The organism is Aquimarina intermedia (assembly GCF_008124785.1).
Lineage (GTDB): Bacteria > Bacteroidota > Bacteroidia > Flavobacteriales > Flavobacteriaceae > Aquimarina > Aquimarina intermedia.
The window spans coordinates 551,481-577,033 of the sequence record NZ_VNHU01000001.1; the positions used below are offsets into that span (position 1 = coordinate 551,481).

General features: G+C 36.8%; 23 protein-coding genes. 10 read left to right on the forward strand and 13 right to left on the reverse strand.

The window, feature by feature from the left end; translation table 11 throughout:
* Positions 1-39: 39 nt before the first annotated feature.
* Positions 40-606, reverse strand: coding sequence for a hypothetical protein (locus tag BD809_RS02400; RefSeq protein ID WP_148781355.1), 567 nt, complete (start codon positions 604-606; stop codon positions 40-42).
* A 574-nt stretch (positions 607-1,180) separates the two neighbouring features.
* Here BD809_RS02400 and BD809_RS02405 point away from each other — a divergent pair.
* A complete protein-coding gene (locus BD809_RS02405; protein WP_148781356.1) occupies positions 1,181-1,651 on the forward strand; it encodes an RNA methyltransferase in 471 nt (156 codons plus the stop codon).
* Positions 1,652-1,721: 70 nt separating this feature from the next.
* The gene (locus tag BD809_RS02410; RefSeq protein WP_148781357.1) at positions 1,722-3,071 is read left to right on the forward strand and encodes an alanine/glycine:cation symporter family protein; all 1,350 of its coding nucleotides are present in this window, start codon (positions 1,722-1,724) and stop codon (positions 3,069-3,071) included.
* Positions 3,072-3,076: 5 nt separating this feature from the next.
* Here BD809_RS02410 and BD809_RS02415 read toward each other — a convergent pair whose 3' ends face one another.
* From BD809_RS02415 to BD809_RS02440, 6 genes are read right to left on the reverse strand one after another with little or no spacing between them, the layout of a single operon-like run.
* Positions 3,077-3,475, reverse strand: coding sequence for a DUF2452 domain-containing protein (locus BD809_RS02415; protein ID WP_148781358.1), 399 nt, complete (start codon positions 3,473-3,475; stop codon positions 3,077-3,079).
* Between the two features lie 2 nt (positions 3,476-3,477).
* Positions 3,478-3,756, reverse strand: coding sequence for a TIGR03643 family protein (locus BD809_RS02420; RefSeq protein WP_148781359.1), 279 nt, complete (start codon positions 3,754-3,756; stop codon positions 3,478-3,480).
* A gap of 12 nt (positions 3,757-3,768) precedes the next feature.
* Entirely contained in the window at positions 3,769-5,253 is a 1,485-nt protein-coding gene (locus BD809_RS02425) for a cryptochrome/deoxyribodipyrimidine photo-lyase family protein (protein ID WP_148781360.1), read from the reverse strand.
* Positions 5,243-6,775, reverse strand: coding sequence for a cryptochrome/photolyase family protein (locus BD809_RS02430; protein WP_148781361.1), 1,533 nt, complete (start codon positions 6,773-6,775; stop codon positions 5,243-5,245). Before BD809_RS02430 ends, BD809_RS02425 begins: the two co-directional genes overlap by 11 nt.
* Before the next feature lie 4 nt (positions 6,776-6,779).
* A complete protein-coding gene (locus BD809_RS02435; RefSeq protein WP_148781362.1) occupies positions 6,780-8,081 on the reverse strand; it encodes a DASH family cryptochrome in 1,302 nt (433 codons plus the stop codon).
* 6 nt (positions 8,082-8,087) lie between these two features.
* Entirely contained in the window at positions 8,088-8,249 is a 162-nt protein-coding gene (locus tag BD809_RS02440; protein ID WP_148781363.1) for a DUF2256 domain-containing protein, read from the reverse strand.
* Positions 8,250-8,375: 126 nt separating this feature from the next.
* Here BD809_RS02440 and era point away from each other — a divergent pair, with 126 nt between their 5' ends.
* From era to BD809_RS02475, 7 genes are all read left to right on the forward strand, one after another.
* The gene (gene era / locus BD809_RS02445; RefSeq protein WP_148781364.1) at positions 8,376-9,257 is read left to right on the forward strand and encodes a GTPase Era; all 882 of its coding nucleotides are present in this window, start codon (positions 8,376-8,378) and stop codon (positions 9,255-9,257) included.
* Positions 9,258-9,425: 168 nt separating this feature from the next.
* A complete protein-coding gene (gene der / locus BD809_RS02450; protein WP_148781365.1) occupies positions 9,426-10,733 on the forward strand; it encodes a ribosome biogenesis GTPase Der in 1,308 nt (435 codons plus the stop codon).
* A gap of 184 nt (positions 10,734-10,917) precedes the next feature.
* Complete coding sequence (locus BD809_RS02455) at positions 10,918-14,532, forward strand: chemotaxis protein CheB (protein ID WP_246131398.1); 3,615 nt, start codon at positions 10,918-10,920, stop codon at positions 14,530-14,532.
* An 8-nt stretch (positions 14,533-14,540) separates the two neighbouring features.
* Complete coding sequence (locus BD809_RS02460; protein ID WP_148781367.1) at positions 14,541-16,742, forward strand: ATP-binding protein; 2,202 nt, start codon at positions 14,541-14,543, stop codon at positions 16,740-16,742.
* An 11-nt stretch (positions 16,743-16,753) separates the two neighbouring features.
* Positions 16,754-17,182 carry a response regulator gene (locus BD809_RS02465; protein ID WP_148781368.1) on the forward strand — a complete coding sequence of 143 codons (429 nt, stop codon included), beginning with the start codon at positions 16,754-16,756 and terminating at the stop codon, positions 17,180-17,182.
* Positions 17,169-17,732 carry a response regulator gene (locus BD809_RS02470; protein ID WP_148781369.1) on the forward strand — a complete coding sequence of 188 codons (564 nt, stop codon included), beginning with the start codon at positions 17,169-17,171 and terminating at the stop codon, positions 17,730-17,732. Before BD809_RS02465 ends, BD809_RS02470 begins: the two co-directional genes overlap by 14 nt.
* Positions 17,713-18,294 (forward strand): biliverdin-producing heme oxygenase, encoded by a 582-nt coding sequence (locus BD809_RS02475; protein ID WP_148781370.1) that lies wholly within the window; start codon positions 17,713-17,715, stop codon positions 18,292-18,294. The genes BD809_RS02470 and BD809_RS02475 overlap by 20 nt, the downstream gene beginning before the upstream one ends.
* Before the next feature lie 85 nt (positions 18,295-18,379).
* On the opposite strand, the gene BD809_RS02480 is transcribed toward BD809_RS02475, so the two are convergent.
* From BD809_RS02480 to BD809_RS02505, 6 genes are read right to left on the reverse strand one after another with little or no spacing between them, the layout of a single operon-like run.
* Positions 18,380-19,186, reverse strand: coding sequence for a TPM domain-containing protein (locus BD809_RS02480; protein WP_148781371.1), 807 nt, complete (start codon positions 19,184-19,186; stop codon positions 18,380-18,382).
* Positions 19,187-19,624 carry a TPM domain-containing protein gene (locus BD809_RS02485; RefSeq protein ID WP_148781372.1) on the reverse strand — a complete coding sequence of 146 codons (438 nt, stop codon included), beginning with the start codon at positions 19,622-19,624 and terminating at the stop codon, positions 19,187-19,189.
* Positions 19,624-20,226: a LemA family protein gene (locus BD809_RS02490; RefSeq protein ID WP_148781373.1), complete on the reverse strand. Its 603-nt coding sequence runs from the start codon at positions 20,224-20,226 to the stop codon at positions 19,624-19,626. The genes BD809_RS02485 and BD809_RS02490 overlap by 1 nt, the downstream gene beginning before the upstream one ends.
* A gap of 30 nt (positions 20,227-20,256) precedes the next feature.
* Positions 20,257-20,586, reverse strand: coding sequence for a MerR family transcriptional regulator (locus BD809_RS02495; RefSeq protein ID WP_148781374.1), 330 nt, complete (start codon positions 20,584-20,586; stop codon positions 20,257-20,259).
* A 2-nt stretch (positions 20,587-20,588) separates the two neighbouring features.
* A complete protein-coding gene (locus BD809_RS02500; RefSeq protein ID WP_148781375.1) occupies positions 20,589-21,704 on the reverse strand; it encodes a CapA family protein in 1,116 nt (371 codons plus the stop codon).
* A gap of 4 nt (positions 21,705-21,708) precedes the next feature.
* Positions 21,709-22,686, reverse strand: a complete 978-nt coding sequence (locus BD809_RS02505) for a M23 family metallopeptidase (RefSeq protein WP_148781376.1) — start codon at positions 22,684-22,686, stop codon at positions 21,709-21,711.
* A 200-nt stretch (positions 22,687-22,886) separates the two neighbouring features.
* Here BD809_RS02505 and alaS point away from each other — a divergent pair, with 200 nt between their 5' ends.
* Positions 22,887-25,523: an alanine--tRNA ligase gene (gene alaS / locus BD809_RS02510; protein WP_148781377.1), complete on the forward strand. Its 2,637-nt coding sequence runs from the start codon at positions 22,887-22,889 to the stop codon at positions 25,521-25,523.
* Positions 25,524-25,553 lie beyond the last annotated feature (30 nt).

The window sequence follows — 25,553 nt, forward strand, 5'->3', positions numbered from 1 at the left end:
TCATGGCAGCAATGAGGCAAAGTTTGGGGAACCTTTGTTTTAATTCGATGTCAATGCGTTTGTTGGATTTAGAATCAATATGTCATTGGTAAATGTATAACGTTCTTTTAGACTTACATACTTCATAGTAGCATCTTTGGTATAGCCTACTTTGGTTTTCAGAATATTACCGTCAACACCAAACTCCTGATTCGGAAAAATATATTGATAATCACTCGTAGTACCTTCGCAATATACATTTTGAAGCTGAGGTATTTCAACCACCGTTTGATCATCTTTAAGCATATAATAAAAGGCATCCACATGGGCACAACATGCGTAATACTCTACTTCCAGTTTTATAATTTCCTGCACACCCTCTAAGCCCGGATTCTTTAGCCTGCTTATAAACACTTCTTCGTAAAGCTCGGTGTCGCTAATGATAAGTGGATCTACGTTGATGACGTTGCCTTGAGCATCAGCTAATTTCAAAATAAAGGTAGGAGCAGCTGTTTGATTGTTTACTTCATGCTTCTTTATTATATATGCGGTAGATCGCTCAAACTCTTGAGAGCGTCCGATATAAAGTATGAATATCAGAGAAAATAAAGGTAGATACTTCTTCATGATGTAATAGTTTAGATGGTTGTTCAATTCAAAAATACAATACGTATTTGGTACAAGGGATGATGTTTTAGTATTCGCAATCATCTATCTAGTATTCGTTAATGAGAATTAACCACTCTAGATTTGTTTTATAAAAATCACATATAATTGTTTATTTACAAGTATGTTGTGCGGTTTTTTTGGATCACGTTAATCAGGCGTAGTACTCTCGGACTACCTAACAACTCAACCTCCCGTCTTTTTTCTACAGCAACCCCTGTACATTTGTAGTTTTATTTATTTAGATTTTAAAAAATAATAGTCAGAAGTGAGAAAGAAACTCTTTATAAAAAGAAAGTTTTTGATGTGATTGACAAACCTTTTTGTTCAAATAAATTTCCTTTATTTAAATTCATATTTTTTTTAATAGGATAACTAAAGGAACCTGTCACTACCAAAATTACTAGCTCTCTTTTAAAAGCCCGTGGGGAACAGATAACCGCATGTACTTCAGATTTTGAGGATGATTGTTGAGTTCGCAATACAGGTTGATAGTGTTTCCATAACTTTCAAACTACTTTGCTATTTTTGCAGTATGGTAGATAACTTTGAAAATGAATTTTTTGGTATCGGAATTCAGAATGGTAAAACACCAGAAAATTTGGGCGTGCTTTGGCGATCCGCACAAAATCTGGGAGCAAGCTTTATTTTTACGATTGGTAATCGATATGCCAAGCAGGCTTGTGATACCCATAATGCCATAAAAGCAATGCCCTATTTCCACTACAGCGATTTTGAGGATTTCTACAGGCATTTACCTAAAGGAGCCATGTTGGTAGGGGTTGAATTAACAGAGTCTGCTGAAGCCCTCGAAGCATTTCAACATCCCAAGCGTTGCGTTTATTTATTAGGTGCAGAAGACCATGGATTATCAAAAGAAGCAATCGATAGATCACATTTCTTGATCAAATTTAAATCCGAACTAAGTCTTAATGTAGCAGTTGCAGGCAGTATTGTTATGTACGATCGTGGTATTGAAAAGCCAAGGTTTATAAAATCAACTTAATGGGAACTTATCAAATAATCTATCTTTGTTTATATAGTACCTTTGGATATATAAGTTTTAACTACACTCTATGTTTAAAAAAATAGAACAACTCGTAGCCGGTTTCAGCTCTTGGATTTGGGATTGGCCGTTATTATTTTTATTAATTGGAGGGGGGATGTTCTTTTTAATCTATTCTCGGTTTACCCCTTTTTTGTACTTTAAACATGCTATTGATATTTTGCGTGGCAAATTTGATGATAGCAAAGAAGACGGACAGCTTACACACTTTCAAGCGTTGTCATCGGCAATTGCTGCTACCGTTGGTATGGGTAATATAAGTGGCGTCGCAATTGCTATAGTCGCAGGAGGTCCCGGAGCTATATTCTGGATGTGGGTGAGTGGCGTTATTGGTATGGCTACAAAATTTTATACGTGTTCCTTAGCCATAATGTACCGATCCAGAGATGAGAAAAATATACCCTTAGGGGGACCGATGTATGTAATTACTGCGGGATTAGGCTCAAAATGGAAACCGTTGGCAATTTTATTTGCTCTGGCTGGATTGGTAGGTACCTTACCTGCGTTTACCGCTAATCAACTCACCCAAACTTTGGTGGATGTCATGGGATGGACAGAGGGAGATAAGTTCTATATTGGTGTTACCTTGGCAATTATCGCGTCATTTGTAATACTGGGGGGTATCAAGAGAATAGGAGCAGTGGCAAGTCGCTTAGTTCCTGCAATGGTAGCTTTATATTTTATTACAGTGCTCACCATATTGATTATTCAAATCGAATATGTTCCCGAAATGTTTATTTTAATTTTTAAAGACGCTTTTAGCGGAGAAGCCGTAGCCGGAGGGGCATTGGGTTATTTAATTAAGACGGGTATTAAACGCGGATCTTTCTCTAATGAAGCCGGAATCGGTACCGCACCTATGATGCATGGTACTACCAAAACCAAAGAGCCTATCAGAGAAGGTTTAGTAGCAATGACAGGACCGGCAATCGATACATTAGTGGTATGTACATTAACCGCCCTCGCAATTTTATCTACAGGGGTTTGGAAAGATGGAGATGAAAATGGTATAACACTTACATTGAAAGCATTCAACTCGGTCTTACCTTACGGAATTGGAGATATTATATTAATTATTATGATCTTAGTTTTTGCTTTTTCTACCTTGTTTTCATATTCGTATTATGGAAATTTATGCCTTGGGTTTCTTACCAAACCAAAATATGGGAAGTACTATAACTATATCTATATTCCATCCATAGTAGTTGCAGCCGTGGTTAAGATAGATTTTGCCATCAACCTTATTGATAGCGCTTTTGCATTAATGGCTATTCCCACAGTGATTTCGGGTTTACTACTGGCACCAAAGGTAAATCAAAGAGCAAAAGCCTATTTTAAAAGCTTAAATTCTGTCGTCTAGCTATATCATATTTTTTCCCACATGCGATCTGCTTTTAACTGAAATGTTCCGATAAATTTAAAATTACATTGTTGAGGAGCGATAACCGATAAGAAAGTTTCCTCATTTTTTCTTTTATATAAATAATAAGTCGCTCCTATGACGGGCTCAAAATTAAATTTTGAGCTATAAATGAGGTTGTTGTATTCAAATTGATGCATTAATTGTTCATATTCTTGCTTTAATTCATCAAACTTGGTTTGAATTTGGTGATTTACATTTGCAATGCCCCTATTTTTCCAGGCGGCGGTATCTTCTATGGTTATTGCAGGGGCACTTACATTGGTTGCATACGCCTTAAGTCCGGCATCATAACGTTGCTCTTTTTCATCAAAAACTACTGCATCGGGTTTCTTTGTTGTCATTTTTATCGTTTTGAAATTTTGTTATGTGTTATTTGTTTTTGCCTGGTGGATTTGAATCGTCCCTCTTCAAAATTTCTCTTCATGGCATGTTTGGTTTTTCTTCCTTGTACTCGGGCTCGCCACATTTTGAAACTTGATGGTTTCATCTCACGACGCATTAGTTTGATAACTTCTTCTTCGGCAAGATCAAATTGCCATAAAATTGCGTCAAAAGGGGTTCTGTCCTCCCATGCCATTTCTATAATACGGTCAATTTCTCTTGGTGTTAATGATGTTTCCATTGTTATTGTTTTTTAATCAAAAGCTTTTCTGTCAGGTAGTGTGTGTTTTCGTAAAATTCGTAGACTTTCTTCTTTCACTAATTCATCATCTCGTAATCTCCAAAGGGTATAACTTGCATGTTTTCGAGTAGGAGATAATGCTACAATAGGTTTTGGATAATCAACTCCGATTACAAAATCGTTAAATTTTTGATCCAGAGCTGTCATTTTATAAGGTTCATGTATAAACTGAGACGGAATATCGCGTAGCTCGCTTACCCATTTTTTTATAAAGTCTCCACGCGGATCATGTTCGATACTATTCTTTACCGGATTGTAAATTCTAAGCATATTAGTGCCCGTCTCTCCTGCTTGCATTTGTAACTGCGGAAAATGTATACCGGGTTCAAAATCAAGAAACATCTGTGATAAGTGCGAGGTAGCTTCTTGCCATGGTTGCCATAAATTGTGGGTAAAGAACGACACCACCAAAGCTCGCATTCTAAAATTAAGATAGCCTGTTTCGTTGAGACATCGCATACAGGCATCTATTAGTGGATAACCGGTTTGCCCTGTTTTCCAGGCAATCTTGTAGTCATCAGAAACTTGTTTTTTTAGTTTGTGATATCCTTTATTGATACTTTCAAATTCCATGGTGTCTTCCATTTCGAATTTTTGAATGAAATGTGCTTGCCAGCGCAGACGTGATGTAAATGAATCAATTTGTTTCTTATAGACCGAAGTTTTTCTTTTCTCCTTGGCATACTGAAACACTTGTCGTACCGATAGATTACCCCAGGCCAGATATGGAGATAATCGACTACATCCTTTACGCGCAAGGGCGGGTTTAGAGATATGAGCATTGTAATTTTGGATCCGTTCGTCAAAAAACGAAATCATATAACGTTCTGCCATAACAGAACCGCCAAGTTGCATTAAGGGATTTTGTTTTGTTTCTAATCTTGCAGAATTAAAATATTTATTTAAGTTGTCAATGGTCTCTAACGGAATAAAACTTGAAGGATTGGGTTTAAAATCTAATAGCGGACGTTGCATATACTCAATCCATTTTTCTTTCCAATGCTTCCGATCTTTTTCTCCTCTAAAAACACCATTATTTATATGCTGCTTCCAAGAGATTCGATTATTCTTACAAAATCTGGAAAAATTTTTATCACGATCAAACGTTAGACGAATACCAGTTTCCTGATGACTAAAAACCGTCTTAATTTTCCAAAATTGTTGTAATGTACTTATGACCGAGGTTATTTCGGATAAGACGGTTAGAAGCTTAGTGTTGTATGGCACTAGTTGTTCATTGATTACAATGAGTGATTGCTTAACAAAATTCCAGTGTCGCTCACTATAATGCTTATCCTCCAGTAGTGAATGTTCAAAAACATACAAGAGAAGCGTTGGTGTTTTTGATTGGATGGCATTATAGACCGCCTCGTTATCTAAAAGACGTAAATCTCTCTTAAACCAAACCACATTTATTTCCTCTTTTTCAATACGCATCGGGGTGGGCTATAATATGTTGTGCTCTCTTTCTATAGGCCTCCTTTTTCTCCGGACTCATTTTATCTAACAGACTCATCATCATTTTCATTCTGGGATTATCTTTGAAGTGGTTTCGTTTCTCTTCTAAAAAATTCCAATACAAGCTATTAAAAGGACAGGCATCTTCTTCAGTTTTTTTTGAAACTTTATAGAGACATCCTTTGCAATATGTACTCATCTTATTAATATAGCTTCCACTGGAAACATAGGGCTTCGTCGCTACGAGTCCACCATCAGCAAATTGGCTCATACCACGGGTATTAGTGATTTCAACCCATTCTATAGCATCGATATAGATACCTAGATACCATTGATCGACTTCATCAGGATGCACTTGAGTAAGTAGCGCATAATTTCCTGTGATCATCAATCGTTGGATATGATGTGCGTAGGCATCATCAAGACTCTGGCTAATTGCATGATGCAGACAATTCATCTTTGTTTTTCCTGTCCAATAAAACTCAGGGAGTTTGTTATGGTTTTCTAAATGGTTTTTTTTCGCGTAAGCGGGCATTTCTCTCCAGTAAATTCCGCGCATATATTCTCGCCAACCCAAAATTTGACGAACAAATCCTTCCACTTGTGAGATATCAAACGCATCGCTATGATGTCTCCAATAATCAATCACAGTATCGATAACCTCCTTCGGGTGTAACATTTTACTATTCATAGCAAAGGACAAGCGACTATGAAATAAGTAGTTTTGATCGGGATGCATTGCATCTTGATAATCGCCAAAATGTATTAATAAATTTTCACAAAAGTAATCCAGCGTGTCCAGTGCTTCTTTTCTGGATGTAGGCCAGTTGAAACTATTCGGATCAATATTTCCTATAGTTTTTACCTTCTCCTTCTTGAGCAAATCAACTAATGATGTAATATCTTTTGTAGTTTGTTTTTCTTCAGGTATAGGCGGCGATCCTTTCCATTTGTTACGGTTACTTTGATCATAGTTCCATTGACCGCCTTCAGGATCTTTAACAGTTGACATTAAAATGTCATATTTCTTTCGCATGAAACGATAAAAATATTCCATAGTCAATTGCTTTTTTCCTTCAAAAAAATCGGAAACAGTCGTTCGGGTAGTCATAAAATGCTCTGTGTCAGATGCTTTATGTTCGATGGATAGCGATTTGCTCAAGTCGGTTAATTGTTGATCCAATCGATACTCATCAGGCAGCTGATATTCAAACGTAGTTATGTTTTTTTCTTTAATAAGATGTTTAATGTTTTTAGATAAATCCTGTAAATTCTCTTTTTGATCTAAAGAATAATACAACACTTGATGTCCTTGTTTTTCTAATGCTTCCGAAAAGTTGCGCATGCTATCAAAAAATGCTACTATTTTTTGAATATGGTGTTTCGTATAATCAGTTTCCTGTCGCATTTCTGCCATAAAATAAAGAATATCATCATTGACATCAGCAAACCAGGAGTGCTGTAAGTTAAGTTGGTCACCAAGAATTAAGCGTAGTATCATAAGTTTAAAATAAAGAGGGTTCTAACCATATTTGTTGATATTCTTGCTGAGGATCGTATCGATCTGCCTGTGATGCGATATTAAATTTGCGATCTCTGGGGTCGTTTCCAACGCCTGCTACGTACATCCAATTTCCATAATTGCTATGTACATCATAATCTATCAGATAGGCTTCAAAATAAGCTGCTCCGATACGCCAATCTAATTGTAGCTCTTTGGCAAAGTAAGAAGCTACATTCTGTCGACCTCGGTTACTCATCCATCCTGTTTTGCGCAATTCGATCATATTGGCGTTAACAAACGGTTCGTCTGTTTGTCCATGAATCCAAGCGTTTACTTCTTCTTTATCAGTTGACCAAGTGTAACTTTTATTCAGGATACCGCCAATTTTAAAAATGTCATTTCCGTGTTTTAGCGATACATATTTAAAAAAGTCACGCCACATAAGTTCAAAAACTAACCAATAGGTTGAATCATTTTTGGTAACCTCTTTCTCATATTTTTTCACTTCCCAATAAATAGTTCTGGCAGAAATACTGCCATTCGCTAACCAAGCAGATAATTTGGAACTATATTCGGTTCCCATCAAGCCGTTACGTGTTTTTTTATAGGTCGACAACTGTTGCGATTGCCAGAAGTACTCATTAATACGCTTTTGGGCTTGTAGTGTTCCGCCTTTAAAAGGAAAAGCGGAACGGAAATCTTGTTGACGAGCTTGGTATCCTAAGTCTTCCAGGGTTGGTAATAATGTATCGTTTATAATCAGATTAGTTTCCGGAAGTTTTGGAATAGAGACCGATTCACGTACCCTACTCTGTTTTTCACATTGTTTTCGAAAGTCGGTAAATACTTTCGGTAAAGAATCAACAGCTATCGGAAGGTCCTCCGGATGGTACAAAAACTGGTCGTATGAAAAGTTCCACTGAAGCGATAAATGAGAGGTGTTCTTTTTAACATTATTTATCACATCACATTCTTCCTTTGTCCATTCTTTTTGAAAATAAATGTTGTTTACACTATAGCTTTCTATCACTTTGGGAAGTATGTTTTCAGGAAGATCAACATAGGTAAATAAGGTAATGTTGTGAAGCTGCAATGTATCTCGCAGTTCTTGCATCGTTTCTAAGAGGAAGCGAGTGCGATAATATTCAGTTTTTTTAAAACCGTATCCGGTATGCTCAAAATGTCTGGGATCAAAACAATATACTGCAATAACGCGGTCATTTTGAGCATGAGCATTTATCAGGGAGCTATTGTCAGATACCCTTAAATTATTTGTAAACCAAACTAATGCAGTCGAACTCATATGTTGTTATTCCTCTGATTTTTTTATGAGAACACTATTTTTGTTTCTGCGACAGCGTTCACTACAATAAAGTACTTCATCCCAATTAGGTTCCCATTTTTTTCGCCATGCAAAGGGTCGTTTACAGACCGGGCAGATTTTTGTGGGTAAATTAGATTTGAGTCGCATATGTTATTTTGTTTAACAAATTTAATAAAAAGATAAACAAAGTAATTGCCAATTATCTTGTATTTAACACAAAAAGTCATTTAAACCATCATAAAGCTGTATTTTTGTATCCATAAACAATATTATATGTCACATAAAGCCGGTTTTGTAAATATTATAGGAAATCCAAATGTGGGTAAATCAACCTTGATGAACTCTTTTGTAGGAGAGCGATTATCCATAATAACATCCAAAGCACAAACTACACGGCACCGTATTTTGGGAATTGTAAACGGTGATGATTTTCAGGTTATCTTATCAGATACTCCGGGAATTATTAAACCTGCATATGAATTGCAAGCTTCGATGATGGATTTTGTAAAGTCAGCATTCGAGGACGCAGATGTCTTAATCTATATGGTTGAGATAGGTGAAAAGGACTTAAAAGATGAAGCCTTTTTTGCCAAAATAACCAATGCCAAGATTCCCGTACTTTTATTATTGAATAAAATCGATAAATCGAATCAAGAGCAACTGGAAGAGCAGATGAAATTTTGGGCAGAAAAAGTGCCGAACGCCGAGATTTATCCAATTAGTGCCTTAGAAAATTTTAATGTAAAGGAGGTATTTGGTCGTATCGTAGAGTTATTACCAGTATCACCGGCATTTTATCCAAAAGATCAGTTAACGGATAAGCCGGAGCGATTTTTTGTAAATGAAGCGATTCGTGAGAAAATATTAATGCATTATAAAAAAGAAATTCCGTATTCGGTTGAAATTGAAACGGAAGAGTTTTTTGAAGAAGATGAGATAATTAGAATCCGATCCGTGATTATGGTAGAGCGCGATTCTCAGAAAGGAATTATTATTGGTCATAAAGGTGCTGCCTTGAAGCGAGTAGGGATTGAGGCGCGTAAAGAATTAGAAAAATTCTTTGGAAAGCAAATTCATATAGAATTATATGTAAAGGTCAATAAAAATTGGCGTAGTAACGAGCGTCAACTCAAGCGTTTCGGTTATAATAAGTAAGCGGTATACTTGTTAAACAACATTAAGATTTGACACAAGACTTAGGGCACCGCTCTAAGTCTTTTTTAATTTTTCCTGTTTTTTTATAGTAAGTTAAATACAAATAGAGCAATAATAGCGTACCAAAAATAAAAAGGCTAATTTTGCAAAAAGTTTAGAAAAAATTCTATGAGTAATATTGTAGCCATTGTAGGGAGACCAAATGTAGGGAAATCTACTTTTTTTAATAGGTTGATACAACGAAGAGAAGCTATTGTAGATGCAGTGAGTGGAGTGACTCGTGATCGTCATTACGGCAAGAGTGATTGGAACGGAAAAGAATTTTCATTAATTGATACCGGTGGGTATGTTAAGGGAAGTGACGATGTTTTTGAAGAAGAAATAGATAAGCAGGTTGAACTGGCTATTGAAGAAGCAGATGCCATTATTTTTATGGTGGATGTTGAATCCGGGGTAACCGGGATGGATGAGGATGTCGCCAATTTACTTCGCAAAGTGGATAAGCCGGTTTTTCTGGCGGTCAATAAAGTAGATAACGGACAACGTGAAGCCGATGCAGTTGAGTTTTATTCCTTAGGTTTAGGAGCATATTATACGATTGCCAGCATTAATGGAAGCGGCACGGGAGAATTACTCGATGCATTAATAGAAGCGCTGCCAGAGGTAGAAGAAGAAGAGGATTCTGAGTTACCACGTTTTGCCGTAGTAGGAAGACCTAATGCCGGTAAATCCTCTTTTATCAACGCCTTAATTGGTGAGGATCGCTATATTGTAACTGATATTGCAGGAACCACACGGGATGCAATTGATACTAAATACGATCGTTACGGATTTGAATTTAATCTTGTGGACACAGCGGGTATCCGTCGAAAAGCCAAAGTTAAGGAAGATCTGGAGTTTTATTCGGTCATGCGTTCTGTACGAGCAATTGAGCATTGTGATGTATGTTTGTTAGTAGTCGATGCTACCAGGGGTTTTGATGCACAAGTGCAAAATATCTTTTGGTTGGCAGAACGTAACCGCAAGGGGATTGTTATATTAGTTAACAAATGGGACTTAGTTGAGAATAAAGAGAGTAACACGCTTAAGGATTTTGAAAAGCATATTCGTAAGGAAATAGCTCCGTTTACCGATGTTCCAATAGTTTTTATCTCTGTATTGACAAAGCAACGACTTTTTAAGGCTATTGAGACAGCTGTCGAGGTGTATAAGAACCGATCTAAGAAGATAAAAACAAGTGTCATGAATGATACGATGTTAGCTATCATAGAGCGTAATCCACCGCCTGCATACAAAGGGAAGTATGTGAAGATTAAGTATTGTATGCAATTACCCACACCACAACCACAATTTGCATTTTTCTGTAATTTACCACAATATATTAGAGAACCGTATAAGCGATATTTAGAAAATCAGTTACGTAAAGAGTTCGATTTTCATGGTGTACCTGTATCTGTGTATTTTAGAAAAAAATAGCATAATAATCTCTTTGCGTGGTACCACGTATCTCTTAAATTTAACATAAAATTTCTTTAAAAAAAAGAAATTTTATGCGTAATCTAGTACTTTAGGGCGGTATATGTCATTATTTTTTTTAGAAAGTAAAATTTTTAAAAGGAATAGCGAAATTCGATTTTTTTTTAACACAATCAAGATTAATTTGGGGTACGAAGTGAGTAACGGGAGTAAGAACAACATCATCGTGGCAGTAGGTGCTAGTGCCGGTGGACTACAAGCACTGAGCAGTTTTTTTGATAATACTCCAGAACATAGTGAATATACCTTTGTGATTATTCAGCATTTATCACCGGACCATAAGAGTTTGATGGGAGAATTACTGGCGAAGAACACAAAGATTCCTATAGTTGAAATCAGTGATAATTCTCCGATTAAGCCCGGACATATCTATATGATTCCACCAACCAAGAATCTTAGAATTGATGGAAATCATTTTGTGCTGATCGAAAAACCAAAAGGTAAGACACTCAACTTGCCAATAGATATGTTTTTTGAGTCCATGGCAGAGCATTTCAAGGAGAATTGTGTAGGTATTGTACTTAGCGGTACAGGTAGCGACGGTTCTCGAGGAATTCTTTCTATTAAAGAACAGGGAGGAATCGTGATCGTACAGCAACCTGAGCAAGCAAATTTTGACGGAATGCCAGAAAGTGCCATTAATACCGGCGCAGTAGATTTTATATTACCGGTACAACAAATGATTAGTGAAATTGATAATTATTTTAAAACTCCTACAGTGATTGCTCCGGGGGATGATGAGATGGAGTATGATGAAAAAGTGCTTCAGGATATCTTAGCATTACTCAAGAAAAGCACAGATTTAGACTTCAGTCTGTATAAAAAACCAACGCTAGTACGTCGCATGGCCAGACGTATCAAAATTATTAAAGCAGATTCTTTACCGGATTATCTAGCTTATTTAAAAGCACATCCCGAAGAGATTCAAATCTTACACAAGGAATTTCTAATCGGGGTCACCAAGTTTTTTCGAGATTTAAAGGTTTGGGATATTCTGGAAAGTGAAGTAGTGCCAGAATTGGTGCGGCAAAAATTTGATGGCGAAGTATTGAAGATATGGGATGTTGGCTGTAGCACCGGCGAAGAAACCTATTCGCTCGCTATCGTCTTTTTAGAAGAAATCAAAAAGCAGAATAAGAAAATTGATTTGAAAATTTTTGCAACTGATATTTCTCAATATCATTTGGATATTGCAAGTAGTGCAAAATATGATGAAGGTATTGCCGCAGACGTTTCTTCGGAGCGACTATCTGAATACTTTAAGAAAGATGACAATCAATATACGGTGCAGGATAAAGTTCGAAAAAATGTTATTTTTTCGAATCATAACATAATTAAGGACCCACCTTTCAATAATATGGATATGGTGGTCTGTCGCAATTTGTTGATTTATTTACAAAATTCTGTTCAAAATAATGCGCTACATGTCCTACATTATTCTCTGAGATTTAACGGCGTTTTACTTTTGGGCACCAGCGAGAGCTTAGGGAGTCAAAAACAATATTTTGAGGAGATCAATCGGAAATGGAAAATTTATCGAAATATCGAAGCGTCAACACGATTGAGAACAGAAGTTCTAAAATCTTCAAGTGATCGACATAAAGTGCCTTCATTTAAAACAAATTCAAAGTTTGGGGCCATGGGCAAAGAGCCCGAAAATGGATTTATCAATGAAATTAGTAAAGCCGTTTTAAAACAGTTTGGTGCCGCCAGCATTCATGTTGATGATGAGTTTAACATTATAGATGCTCAGGGTGAATTTTACAAGTATGCTACGTTTCCGAGTCAGGGGTTTTCGGTAAATTTACTTCGTATGCTTTCTGAGGATTTAAAAATTGCAGTATCCACTTCGGTCAGAAAAGCAATGCGATCCAATTCAGAATATTTCTATAAAGATGTATTGATTTACAAGGAGGATGCTCCCAAGATGATCGATATAATGGTGAAGCCTTTGGTAAAAAAGAATGTCGAAAAGACAACTTCATTTATTATTACCTTGTTTGAACATGAAATAAAGAATGATGATACAGTTTTAGTAGAAAAGGCAAATGCCGAAAAAACATCTAATAAGAGAATAGTAGATCTTGAGGAAGAGCTAGAAGAAGCTAAACAAGAGCTTAAGAGTTCTATTGAAGAAACCGAAACAAGTAATGAAGAATTACAGGCAGCTAATGAAGAACTGTTGGCATCGAACGAAGAGCTGCAGAGTACGAATGAAGAGTTACAAAGTGTCAATGAAGAATTGCATACGGTGAATGCAGAGCATATTCAAAAGGTTGATGATCTGGCACATCTTAATGCAGACATGGATAACCTGCTTAATAGTACAAAGATTGGGACTATATTCTTGGACAGAGAATTAACCATCCGTAAATTCACTCCAGAGGTTAAAGAGCACTTTAATCTCGTCAAACAAGATATTGGACGACCGATAGAGAATTTTATTTCTAATTTTGGCATCTCTCGACGTAAAACACTGGTTGATAGTGCAAAAAAAGTGATGGAAACCGGTAAAGTGTTTGAAAAGAGAATCTCCAGTAAAACGGATCGATTTTTTATTCAGCGAATCTCACCGTTTATAAACTCTGTTGGTAAAATAGACGGGGTTGTTATAACCTTTATTGATATCACAACCGTTCATAAATCTCAAGAAAAACTTCGTAAAAGTGAAGAAAAATTTAAGACTTTCTATGAAGAGGATCCTGTAATGCATTTAAGTGTAGATTCTACAACATTGGTGATTATAGAATGTAATAAGTTATTAGTAAAAACACTAGGCTATAACAGCAAGGATGAGGTTTTGGGTATGCCCATTATTGATATATATGCTGAAGCCTATAAGGTTAAGGTTTTAGGTTTACATAAGAACTTTAGAAAGACAGGTAAAATTGAAAGTGAGGAACTGATATTGCTTACCAAAAATGGAAAGGAGATTCCTGTCATTTTAAATGCTGAAGCAAATAGAGATGCAAAGGGGAATGTCGTTTCCAGCCGATCTACATTAGTTAACATTTCTGAATTAAAGAAAAAACAAGCCAAAATTGAAGAGCAAAAAGCAGATCTTCAACGTGCAAATCAAGACTTGGAACAGTTTGTTTCCATCTGTTCTCATGATCTGCAGGAGCCATTGGGTACGATTCGCTTTGGAAGTGATATTTTAAATAAGAAATATAGTGATTCTCTAGAGCCCAAAGCTAAAGAATATATCGAATACATTCATAATGCATCCGGTCGATTGAGTGATCAGATTAAGGCATTATTAGAGCACAGCCGCATAGGACGGGATATTAAAATGACCCGGGTTGATACTAAAGAAATAGTAGATATTGTGAAATATGATTTGGGCAAACGAATTAATGAATGCGGTGCCTCAATACACTCAGGCAAGCTTCCTGTTGTAAACGGACTCAAGGTAGAGTTAAGACTTTTGTTTCAAAATCTAATAGGTAACGCCATCAAGTATTGTAAAAAAGGTGTACATCCGGATATTCGTATCAATTCATTCAAGGACAATGGATATCATATTTTTTCGATTGCAGATAATGGTATCGGTATGAAAGAAAAAGATCTTGAATCTATATTTACTATATTTAATCGCGTACCCACCGATGATGCCTATGAAGGTACTGGAGTAGGTTTAGCGCATTGTGAAAAAATAGTAAAATTACATGGAGGTAATATCTGGGCAGACTCAAAAGAAGGCGTAGGCAGCACCTTTTATTTTAAAATTAAAGCATAATTGATCTTATGGCAAGTCCATCAACATTATATCCACGCAAAGTGGATTTAACTAACTGTGATAAAGAACCGATACATATTTTGGGAAAAATACAGAACCATGGGGTTTTGCTTAGTTGCGATCCAGATTCATTGAAAATTTTACAGCATAGTGATAACGCTGAGGAGGTGCTTAATATTTCCAGTGAAGCATTACTTGAGCTCTCTGAAATAGTTGATAGACCTACCCTTGATTTTATTAAAAATAAGGTGGATACTAATAAGACAGTTCCTTTGGATATTATCATTGGAGAAAATACGTTTACCTGTATTGCACACAGCACCGGTAAACAACTTATTTTAGAATTAGAACCGATAGGGCAACAAATCGAACAGATTTACTATCAGCAACAAATGACCGACATTATTACCGAGTTGGGGAGTGCTGAAACTGATTTGGAAATGTGTGACAGAGCCGCTCATTTGATAAAAGATTTTCTTGAATATGATCGCGTCATGATCTACAAGTTTGATGCGCAATGGAATGGTGAAGTTGTCTCAGAAGCCAAAGAAGAACATTTAGAAAGTTGGCTGGGTTTGCACTACCCGGCATCAGATATTCCACAACAAGCACGTAAGCTTTTTCTAAAACAAGGGGTGCGAATGATCGCTGATGTCGCGTCTGACTCTGTGAGTATTGTACCCGAGCTGGATCCAAAACTTCAAGAACCTTTAGATTTAACCCGATCAGAGCTCAGAGCTGTATCATCGATTCATATTGAATATTTAATTAATATGAAGGTAGGGGCTACGTTAACCGCAGCCATCATCTTTAATAATACACTCTGGGGATTGATTGCATGTCATCATTATAGTCCAAAGTTTATTAATTATCAACAGAGGCTCTCCTGTAAATTTTTGACACAGGTGTTTTCAAGTCAATTAGGAATGAAATCTTCTAATGTAGAGCTTCTAAAAATTAACGATGCGAATTCGATACGTAATACCCTCGTAGAACAAATGAGTCGAGAATGGGATATTGTTTCAGGCCTTAGTGGTAATGAGATAACGATGTTGGATATTGCCGATACTACAGGGGGAGCTATTTTTATCGATGATGTTATTACGCTAGTGGGTAAAACGCCTACCGAAGATCAAGTAAGAGCTTTGCATAACTGGATACTTAAACAAAATGATGATGAAACATACTATACAGAATGTTTGAGTGAGGAGTACACTGCTGCCAATGAATACAAAGCTACCGTCTCTGGTGTTTTGCAGATCTCAATATCAAAAATAAAACGTAACAGCGTCTTATGGTTTAAACCTGAGAAAAAACAAACAGTCAATTGGGGAGGTAACCCTAATAAATCGGTTCTTATTAACAAAGATGCAAGATTGAGTCCCAGAAAATCTTTTGACAAGTGGTCAGAAGAACTTTCGGGTTACTCTACACCTTGGACGGATAGTGAAATTGCAGCTATCAAAGCGCTTAAAAGCAGTATTTCTGAAATTATTGTGCAAAAATATGACGAAGTGCAATCTTTAAATAAAAATTTGGAACAGGCCTATAAAGAACTTGAAGCATTTAGCTACAGTGTTTCTCATGACTTGAGAGCACCGTTGAGAGGTATCGATGGTTTTGCACAAATTATTAAAGAGGATTACTTTGAGCAATTGGATGATTACGGTCAAAATGCGATACGAACTATTATTAATTCAACCAATAAAATGAATGAATTAATAGATGATATTCTTTCCTTTTCGGGTCTGAGTCAGAAACGTCTAAGTTTTCAAAAATTCTCAATGCAATCGCTAGTGAGTGATGTGCTGAATTTTATACAGCCATCAGTGGCATACCCTAATGCAATGATAACGATCCAGGATGATTTGCCTAGTTCATATGGAGATACCGCTATGGTGTTTCAAATGTTGAGTAACTTAATAGGGAATGCACTAAAATATTCGTCAAAAAAAGAAAAACCTGAAGTAATTATTGGCTATGATGATCAACAATCAGCATATTTCGTTAAGGACAATGGCATAGGATTTGATCAAAAACATAAAGAGAGAATTTTTGGAGTTTTTAATCGCTTGGTAGGCCAGGAATATGAAGGTTCAGGAATAGGATTAGCGATTGTTAAACGAGCAATTGAAAAGCATGATGGAGCTATATGGGTAGAAAGTGTTTTTAATGAAGGCACGGTATTTTATTTTAATTTTAAAGAATAGTGTTAAGATAAATGAGCGATAAATATATACTCTATGTAGAAGACAATCCCAGCGATGTGGCTTTGGTAGAACGAATATTTAAAAATGAGCTAAAGGATTATCAATTAAAACACTTTGGAACAGGAGAGCTCTTACTAGAATGGTTTGCGTCAATGGAACTTACGTATAATCTACCTCGGTTGATTTTACTCGACAATAAGTTAACTGGAATGAGTGGACTGGAGGTTCTGAAAGATATCAGAAGGAACGCTAGAATTAAAAATATACCTACCGTAATTATTAGTTCCTCTGTCGAAGACAAAGACATTCAAAAAGCATATCAAAATGGCGCGAATAGTTATTTAGAAAAACCTAAAAATTATTTGAGCTTAAAAAATACAATGCAAACCATAGTAAATTATTGGTTGCAATTTAATAAGACATATCATGATAGAGAGTGAAATAAAAATATTATTGATTGAGGATAGCGAAACAGATGCAATGCTAATCAAAAGACAAATTGCTAAAATCGCCAATAATGTTACGTTTATGCTAGCAATGGACCTTAGCGAGATTGAAGCAAAGTTGCGAGTCTTTACTCCTGATATTATACTTTGTGATTATAACCTGCCCCGGTGTACAGGAATGGAGGTTTTAGAATTAATTCGGAAGATATCGCCAACGACCACATTTATATTTGTTACCGGATCAATAAATAATGAAGAATTAGCGGCTAATACTATTCTCAACGGCGCTTCGGGATATATTCTGAAAAAAAATATGTCAAATTTACACACCAGACTGCTCCCTTACTTACAAGCAGTAGAAAAAAACAGTTCGATCCGATCATCAGCCAGAAGAAGAGTTGAAGAAAGTAAAGAAGCGGTTGTAATTATAGAGGAGTTTCTCAAAAATTCTTTTGAAGAAAACGAAATACATAAAGAAAGTATTAAAAAGATAAAGGATGACCTTTTTAAATTAAGACAAAAGTATGATGCTGAAGATTCTTAAAGAACAAACCGCTAACTTACACCAAGGTGTAGAACAGTCAAATGATGCCGGATTAATTATGGAGCACTCCATTGGTCTGGAGGCATATAGAAACTTATTACAACAAAACCTACGTGCATATAGCACTATAGAGAACTACATAAACGAGCATAGTGATCGGTTACCAGCTCAAATCAAGCAATTTGTTTCCACTCAAAAGTCTGCTGTCTTGCGTAAAGATTTAGCACAGCTATCAGAGGAATATGAAACAACAGAGATCAGTCTGAAGCAGAAGCCTTCTCCAATGCAACTAATTGGCATGTTATATGTGATTGAGGGTTCTATGTTGGGGGGAATGATGATTAGTAAGCACTTACCTAAATGTCCAGCGTTACAAGAAATTAAAGAACATCATTTTTTTGGAGGAGATCCTAAAGTGCATGTAGCTCGTTGGAAATCTTTCTGCGCAACCATAGAGGCAAGTGACTATAACGAACACGATATCAACGAAGCAGTTTTAGGTGCCAATGCCGCGTTTAATGTTTTCAAACAAACCTATGAGACTCCCCTAGTAGTTAGTTAAAGTTGTATATGACAAAATAAAGAAACACGCATCTAATAGCTAATTAAGCAGAGATGCGTGTTTTAGTATTTTATTAGTGAGTAAATTACCAGCTTCCTCCGGCTCCACCACCGCCAAAGCCGCCGCCGCCGAAGCCACCACCAAATCCGCCACCGCCAGAACTACCTCCAAAACCACCACCACCGCCAAAGCCACCTCGACCAAGACTGCTTAAGATGATAGCATCAAGGATACTTCCTGTGGTTGATCGATGACCGCGATTGCCTCCGCCTTTTCCACCTTTATTACCCTTTGCAATAGCTCTGATAATAATAAGAAACACAAAAAACAGAATAATAATTTGTGCAATGGGAAAGTTAGGAGCATCCTTTTTTCGAGTGCCTTCAAAAGTTCCGGCTAATACTTCAAAGATAGCCGTGGTACCCATGTCTAAACCTGAATAAAAATTTCCATTTTTAAACTGGGGCGTTATGATTTGATCAATAATTGTTTTTGTATTGAAATCAGTCAGCTTTTCTTCAACTCCGTACCCCGTAGTTATCCATATTTTCCGCTCATTTTTGGCGACCAGAATAAAAACACCGTTATCCTCTTTCTCCTGACCGATTCCCCATTCATGCGCCCATTCTGCAGCGTATAACCCTATATTTTCTCCTTCAAGGGATACAATTATTGCTATGACAATCTGGGTGGAGGTAGTGTCAGAATAACGTACAAGTTTTTGCTCTAATTGTTGTGCCTCCCCGGCACTCAATAACTGAGCCTCGTCATAGACTGCTGTTTGTTGAGTAGGAATTTTAGGAATTTCGCGTTGACCATAGCCACTGTTGAAAAAAAGAAAGCCTAAAAAAACTAAAAATAGGAGTTGTATTGTAGATACTTTTTGTTGCATTTATCCTTTTGAAATTTCATCGGAGAGTTCGTTAGTGTCAGTATGATCCCAAGGAAAATGCTCCTGTAATTGTTTTCCTGCTAATAGTATGCCGTCGATCAAGCCTTGTGTAAAGTCTCCTTTTTTAAAATGTGCTAAAATTATGTCCTTAGTGGTTTCCCAAAAATCAGAAGGAACTACATCATTGATGCCTTGATCGCCGTAGATTACAAAGTTCCGATCCTCAACGGCAACATAAATTAAAACTCCATTGTGCAGCTCAGTCAGATCCATTTTGAGTAAGTGAAAAACCTCCTTAGCCCGATCAATAGGATCGAGCTTGGAAGATTTTTCTAAATGTACTCTAATTTCTCCTGAGGTAGCCTTTTCGGCTACACGAATAGCATCTACTATACGCTTCTCTTGAGCAGGAGTTAAAAATTGTTCTGTTTTGGACATTATTTGAAATCAAAATCTACGTCAGGTGCGTTTTCTGAACCGGCATCTGCTTCAAAACGTGCCATTTCATCAAAACTCCCGAACATGCTTAAAATTATATTGTTAGGAAATACTTTTATGTACTTGTTAAATTCGCCAACTTGTTGGTTGTAGCGATTACGTTCTACATTGATACGGTTTTCAGTTCCTTCTAATTGTGTTTGCAAATTCATAAAGTTTTGATTCGCTTTCAGATCAGGATAGCGCTCTACAGAAACTAATAATCTGGATAATGCAGATGATAAACCACTTTGCGCTTGTTGAAATTGTTGCAGCTGATCCGGAGTGATATTGGTTGGGTCTATAGTCACAGAGGTTGCTTTTGCTCTTGCCTGAATTACTTCGGTCAATGTAGTTCTTTCAAAATCGGCAGCACCTTGTACTGTTTTTACAAGATTTCCGATTAAGTCATTTCGTCTTTGATATGCACTTTCTACATTTGACCAGGCTGTTTTTGCATCTTCTTTTAAGGTAACAGCTTTGTTATAGCGACCTGCAAATACAAAATATAACACCATTGCGATACCGGCAATTACTAATATAGGAACTAGGATTTTTTTCATAAATTAAAAATTAAAATGATCTGTGATTGCTTATAAATTTTCTTTTATTTTAAGTAATTGTGCTTTGATAGACTCCAATTTGCGAATAATATCAAAACTTTCTAATGCTTCTTGTTTCTGTTCTTTTAGATGGACTTTAGCTCCTTCAAGTGTAAATCCACGCTCCTTAACCAAATGATAGATTAATTCAAGGTTTTTAATGTCCTCGGGTGTAAATTTACGATTACCCTTAGCATTCTTTTTAGGCTTGAGAATATCAAATTCTTTTTCCCAAAATCTAATTAATGAAGTATTGACGGCAAAAGCTTCAGCAACTTCACCGATACCGTAGTACATTTTATTTGGTAGTTCGACAAACATGCTTACTTGATTTCTTGAGTAAAACTCCCGTCGTCGTTAAATATTAGCTTACTTTCGGGAAAATCTTCTTGGGTTAATTTACGAATTTCTTTCAAAGCGTCCTGTTTTTCATCCATAAAAGGATAAATTTCGTCAATCTGCTTGGCAGAGTGTATTCTTCCTTTTACAAAATTACCTTTAGCATCAATCTCAATAGCCGCAATGGGTGCATACCCCTTAATTCCTCTAAGATTGAATCTGGAATAGGTGCAGAAATTACCTAGACTATAAGCGATAAATTTGTTATTGTACACTTCAAAAGCTCGGGATACATGAGGTCCATGACCCAAAATAACATCGGCACCACTATCAATCATTGTATGGGCAAATTTGTAAACATTCCCTCTGTCCTCACCATAGAAACGTTCGGTCTCTCGGGTCACATGGGTGTGGTCTGCGCCTTCGGCACCACCATGAAAAGATACGATAACGATATCTACTTTACGTTCAAGCTCTTCAACAATAGCTTTGGCCTTCGTTATATTTTGAATCTTTAAACAATCCTTATTTGGTGCAAAGGCACAAAAGCCGTAGGTAATACCATCTTTTTCAAAAATCATAGAGGGTTGGGCAAAAATTCCGGCATACGCAATACCATGCTTTTCTAAAGTTTTAGCTGTGTTTTCAATCCCAATAGCTCCAAAATCACCAATGTGGTTGTTAGCAACACTCATAACATCAAAGCCGGCAGCTTCCAAAAATTCACCATAGATTTCTGGAGATCTAAAAGAATAGCATTTGGATGGATCCGAACAACGTTTAGCATTTTCACCTTCATCAGTAAGTGTACCTTCCAGATTACCAAAAAGAATATCGGCTTGTTGTAATACGTGTTGTACGTTATCAAAGGGACCCTTTCCCGGAGGAGGCAAATAGCTCTCATTAGGAAAATTTGTTCCCATCATAATATCACCAACAGCCATTAGGGTAATAAGATCAGGTTTAGCTAATTTTTGTTGAGCAACAATTGCCTGCTCAACCAGCACAGTCATTGAATCCAGAACTTTTTGAGGAAATTTTTGAGCTTGACCTGTAAAAGTAAAGCCGATAAAAATTGTAAAGAACAGTGCTTTGCGCATAGCGTTAATCTAAAGTTTCATTAATAAGGGAAGAAGCTTTTAGCATTTCATTGAATTCTTCCGAAGTTAAACTACCGTAATAGAAATTTCTTGGATTAATGCGTTCTCCATCTTTAAAAATCTCATAATGTAAATGAGGTGCTACAGATCTTCCGGTACTTCCTACAAACCCTATGATATCACCCCGCTTAACTTTCTGACCTCTTTTTACATTGTATTTACTTAAATGCGCATATAAACTTACGTAGTTGAAACCATGATCAATACGTACGTGGTTTCCATAACCTGTAGAGTTAGCATCTGCTCTTTTTACGATTCCATTTCCCGATGCATAGATAGGTGTACCTGTGGGTGCAGAAAAATCCATACCATGATGAAATTTTCTAGCTTTAGTAAAAGGATCATTACGCCATCCGTATCCGGAAGCCATACGCTTAAGATCTGAATTTTTGATAGGTTGTATCGCAGGGATTGTCGCTAGTAATTCTTCTTTCTGTTCTGCTAAGTCCGCTATTTCATCAAGGGATTTTGACTGGACAACAATTTGCTTTGTCAATTTGTCTAGGCGTTTATTGCTCTCAATAATCATTTCAGAATTATCAAAGCCCTCCAGATTTCTATAGCGATTGATTCCGCCAAAGCCTGCGTTACGTAATTCTTGCGGAATTGGGGGTGCGCCAAAATACAATCGGTAGATATTATCGTCGCGTTCTGCAATTTCTCTTAAAATATCTTCATCCCGTTTTAAGCGGTTGTTAAGAATATCAAATTGCAATTCCATATTTTCCAATTCTCTCCTGTATGCTTTTTCTTTAGGTGTTTCTAGTTGCGGAATGTTAAGGTAGATTACCAATAAAACGAATCCGGCTAGAAAAGTACCTAACACTCCAATGAGTGCCAAGCCTAGCTTGCGTCCTTTCTTTTGCTCAATTTTGCGATATGAAAGTGTATCGCTATCATAGTAATATTTAACCTTTGACATAATTTAAAATATGCTATTTTTGCAGGGTGCCAGCCAAAAAAGGCTTAATTGAACCCGGTTGAACGCAACAAATATAAGAAATTGTTGTAAAGTCCAACATAAACTAGCAATATAGCGATAGTAATGCTACGTTAAATTGGTGTGAAATTTTTAGGTAAGCAAAATAGGTGAATAGCCTGATTAATTGTAGAAAAAAGCGCATGAAATCCCAAGAAATTAGAAATACATTTTTAGAATTTTTTACTTCAAAACAACATACCATTGTTCCATCGGCACCAATGGTGATCAAAGATGATCCAACATTGATGTTTACCAATGCTGGGATGAATCAATTTAAGGAGTACTTTTTAGGTAACGGTATTCCTAAAAGCAATCGCCTGACAGATACGCAAAAATGTCTTCGGGTTAGTGGTAAGCACAATGATCTTGAAGAGGTGGGGATGGATACCTATCATCATACAATGTTTGAGATGCTAGGGAATTGGAGTTTTGGAGATTACTTCAAAAAAGAAGCTATTCATTGGGCGTGGGAATTATTGACTGAAGTTTTTGGTGTTGATAAAGATATCTTATATGTCTCCGTTTTTGAAGGCGCAGAAGAGGATGGCTTGGGTATGGATCAGGAAGCATATGATTTATGGAAAGCAATTGTGCCCGAAGATCGCATCATCATGGGTAATAAAAAAGACAACTTCTGGGAAATGGGAGATCAGGGACCTTGCGGACCTTGTTCTGAAATACACGTGGATATTCGATCAGCAGAAGAGAAAGCAAAGGTTTCCGGAAGAGACTTAGTAAACGCGGATCATCCTCAGGTGGTAGAAATCTGGAATCTGGTATTTATGCAGTTTAATCGCAAAGCTGATGGCTCTCTTGAAAAATTACCGGCGCAACATGTGGATACAGGTATGGGGTTTGAGCGATTATGTATGGTATTGCAAGGACAAAAATCCAATTATGATACCGACGTCTTTACACCCTTGATCAGAGAGATTGAAACTATAACAAATACCACGTACGATAAAGATAGTGATCCGAATGTAACCGACGGAAAAGTGAGTGTGGCTATTCGCGTGATTGCAGATCATTTAAGAGCTGTTTCTTTTTCTATAGCTGATGGTCAGTTGCCAAGCAATACGGGTGCTGGTTATGTGATTCGTAGAATTTTACGTCGTGCTATACGCTATGGTTTTACTTTTTTAAATACTAAAGAACCTTTTATCTACAAGTTGGTAGAGACATTGAGTGCTCAAATGAGCTCGGCATTTCCTGAGCTTACCTCTCAAAAGAATTTAATCACTAATGTAATTCGTGAAGAAGAACAATCCTTTTTACGTACGTTGGATCAGGGATTGTCACTATTGGATGCGGTGATTGCAAATACCAAAGATCAGAAGGTTTCCGGTGAAAAGGCATTTGAATTATATGACACCTATGGTTTTCCAATCGATTTAACTGCTTTAATTTTAAGTGAACAGGGGTATGCGTTGGATGAGGTTGGTTTTACTGCAGAATTACAAAAACAAAAAGATAGATCCAGAGCAGCTTCTAAAGTGTCTGCCGGAGATTGGAATATTTTACAAGCCAATCAATCGGAAATTTTTGTTGGCTATGACACCTTAACGTCTGATGTACAAATAACGCGCTATCGCAAGGTGGAAAGTCAAAAAGACGGAGAGCTGTATCAAATTGTGTTTGACCAAACCCCATTTTACCCCGAAGGAGGAGGACAAGTGGGAGACAAAGGGTATTTGGAGGCCGCTAATGGTGATGTTGTCTATATTATTGATACCAAAAAAGAAAATAATCTTATAATCCATATTACAAAGAATTTACCCAACAATATAGAGACTACTTTTAAAGCAGTTGTTGATGCAAAACAACGTGCCAGAACCGCGGCAAATCATACGGCAACGCATTTATTACATCAAGCATTGCGATCAATCTTAGGAACCCATGTAGAGCAAAAGGGGTCGATGGTGCATAGTGGTAATTTACGTTTTGATTTTTCTCATTTTGCTAAGGTTACTGCCGAAGAGCTAAAAGAAGTAGAAGATTTTGTGAATGCTAGAATCAGAGAAGGATTATCTCTTGAAGAGCAGCGTGGCATTTCATATGATCAGGCGATAAAAGAGGGAGCTATAGCCTTATTTGGTGAAAAGTATGGGGATGACGTTAGAGCCATTCGTTTTGGCGAATCTATGGAGCTTTGTGGGGGAACTCACGTACAAAATACCAGCAATATCTGGCATTTTAAAATTATATCTGAAGGTGCAGTTGCTGCCGGAATTCGACGTATTGAAGCAATTACGAATGATGCAGCAAAAGAGTATTTTACTTCGCAATCTGACGCTTTCACTGAAGTGAAGAAGGTATTAAAAAATGCAAAAGATCCGGTCAAAGCAATTAGTACGTTACAGGAAGAAAATACGCAACTTAAAAAACAAATTGAGACCTTGCTTAAAGACAAAGCAAAGAATTTGAAAAGCGAACTCAAACTTGAATTTCAGGATGTCGATGAAATTAAATTCTTGGCAAAAGCAGTTGATCTGGACGCAGCGGGAATAAAAGACTTGTCCTTTGAGTTAGGAGGAGAGATAGAAGATGTGGTTATTGTTTTAGGAACAGAGCATGGAGGAAAAGCCTTGTTGTCGTGTTATATTTCTAAAACATTGGTAGAGAAAAAAGAGTTAAATGCAGGCAAAGTTGTTAGAGAGCTGGGTAGATATATCCAAGGCGGTGGCGGCGGACAACCGTTTTTTGCGACAGCAGGAGGTAAAAACCCGGAAGGTATCAATGAAGCGTTGCAACATGCTAAACAAGTAGTTTTTGGTTAATACCTTTGTAGTACCATGTATTGGCAACAG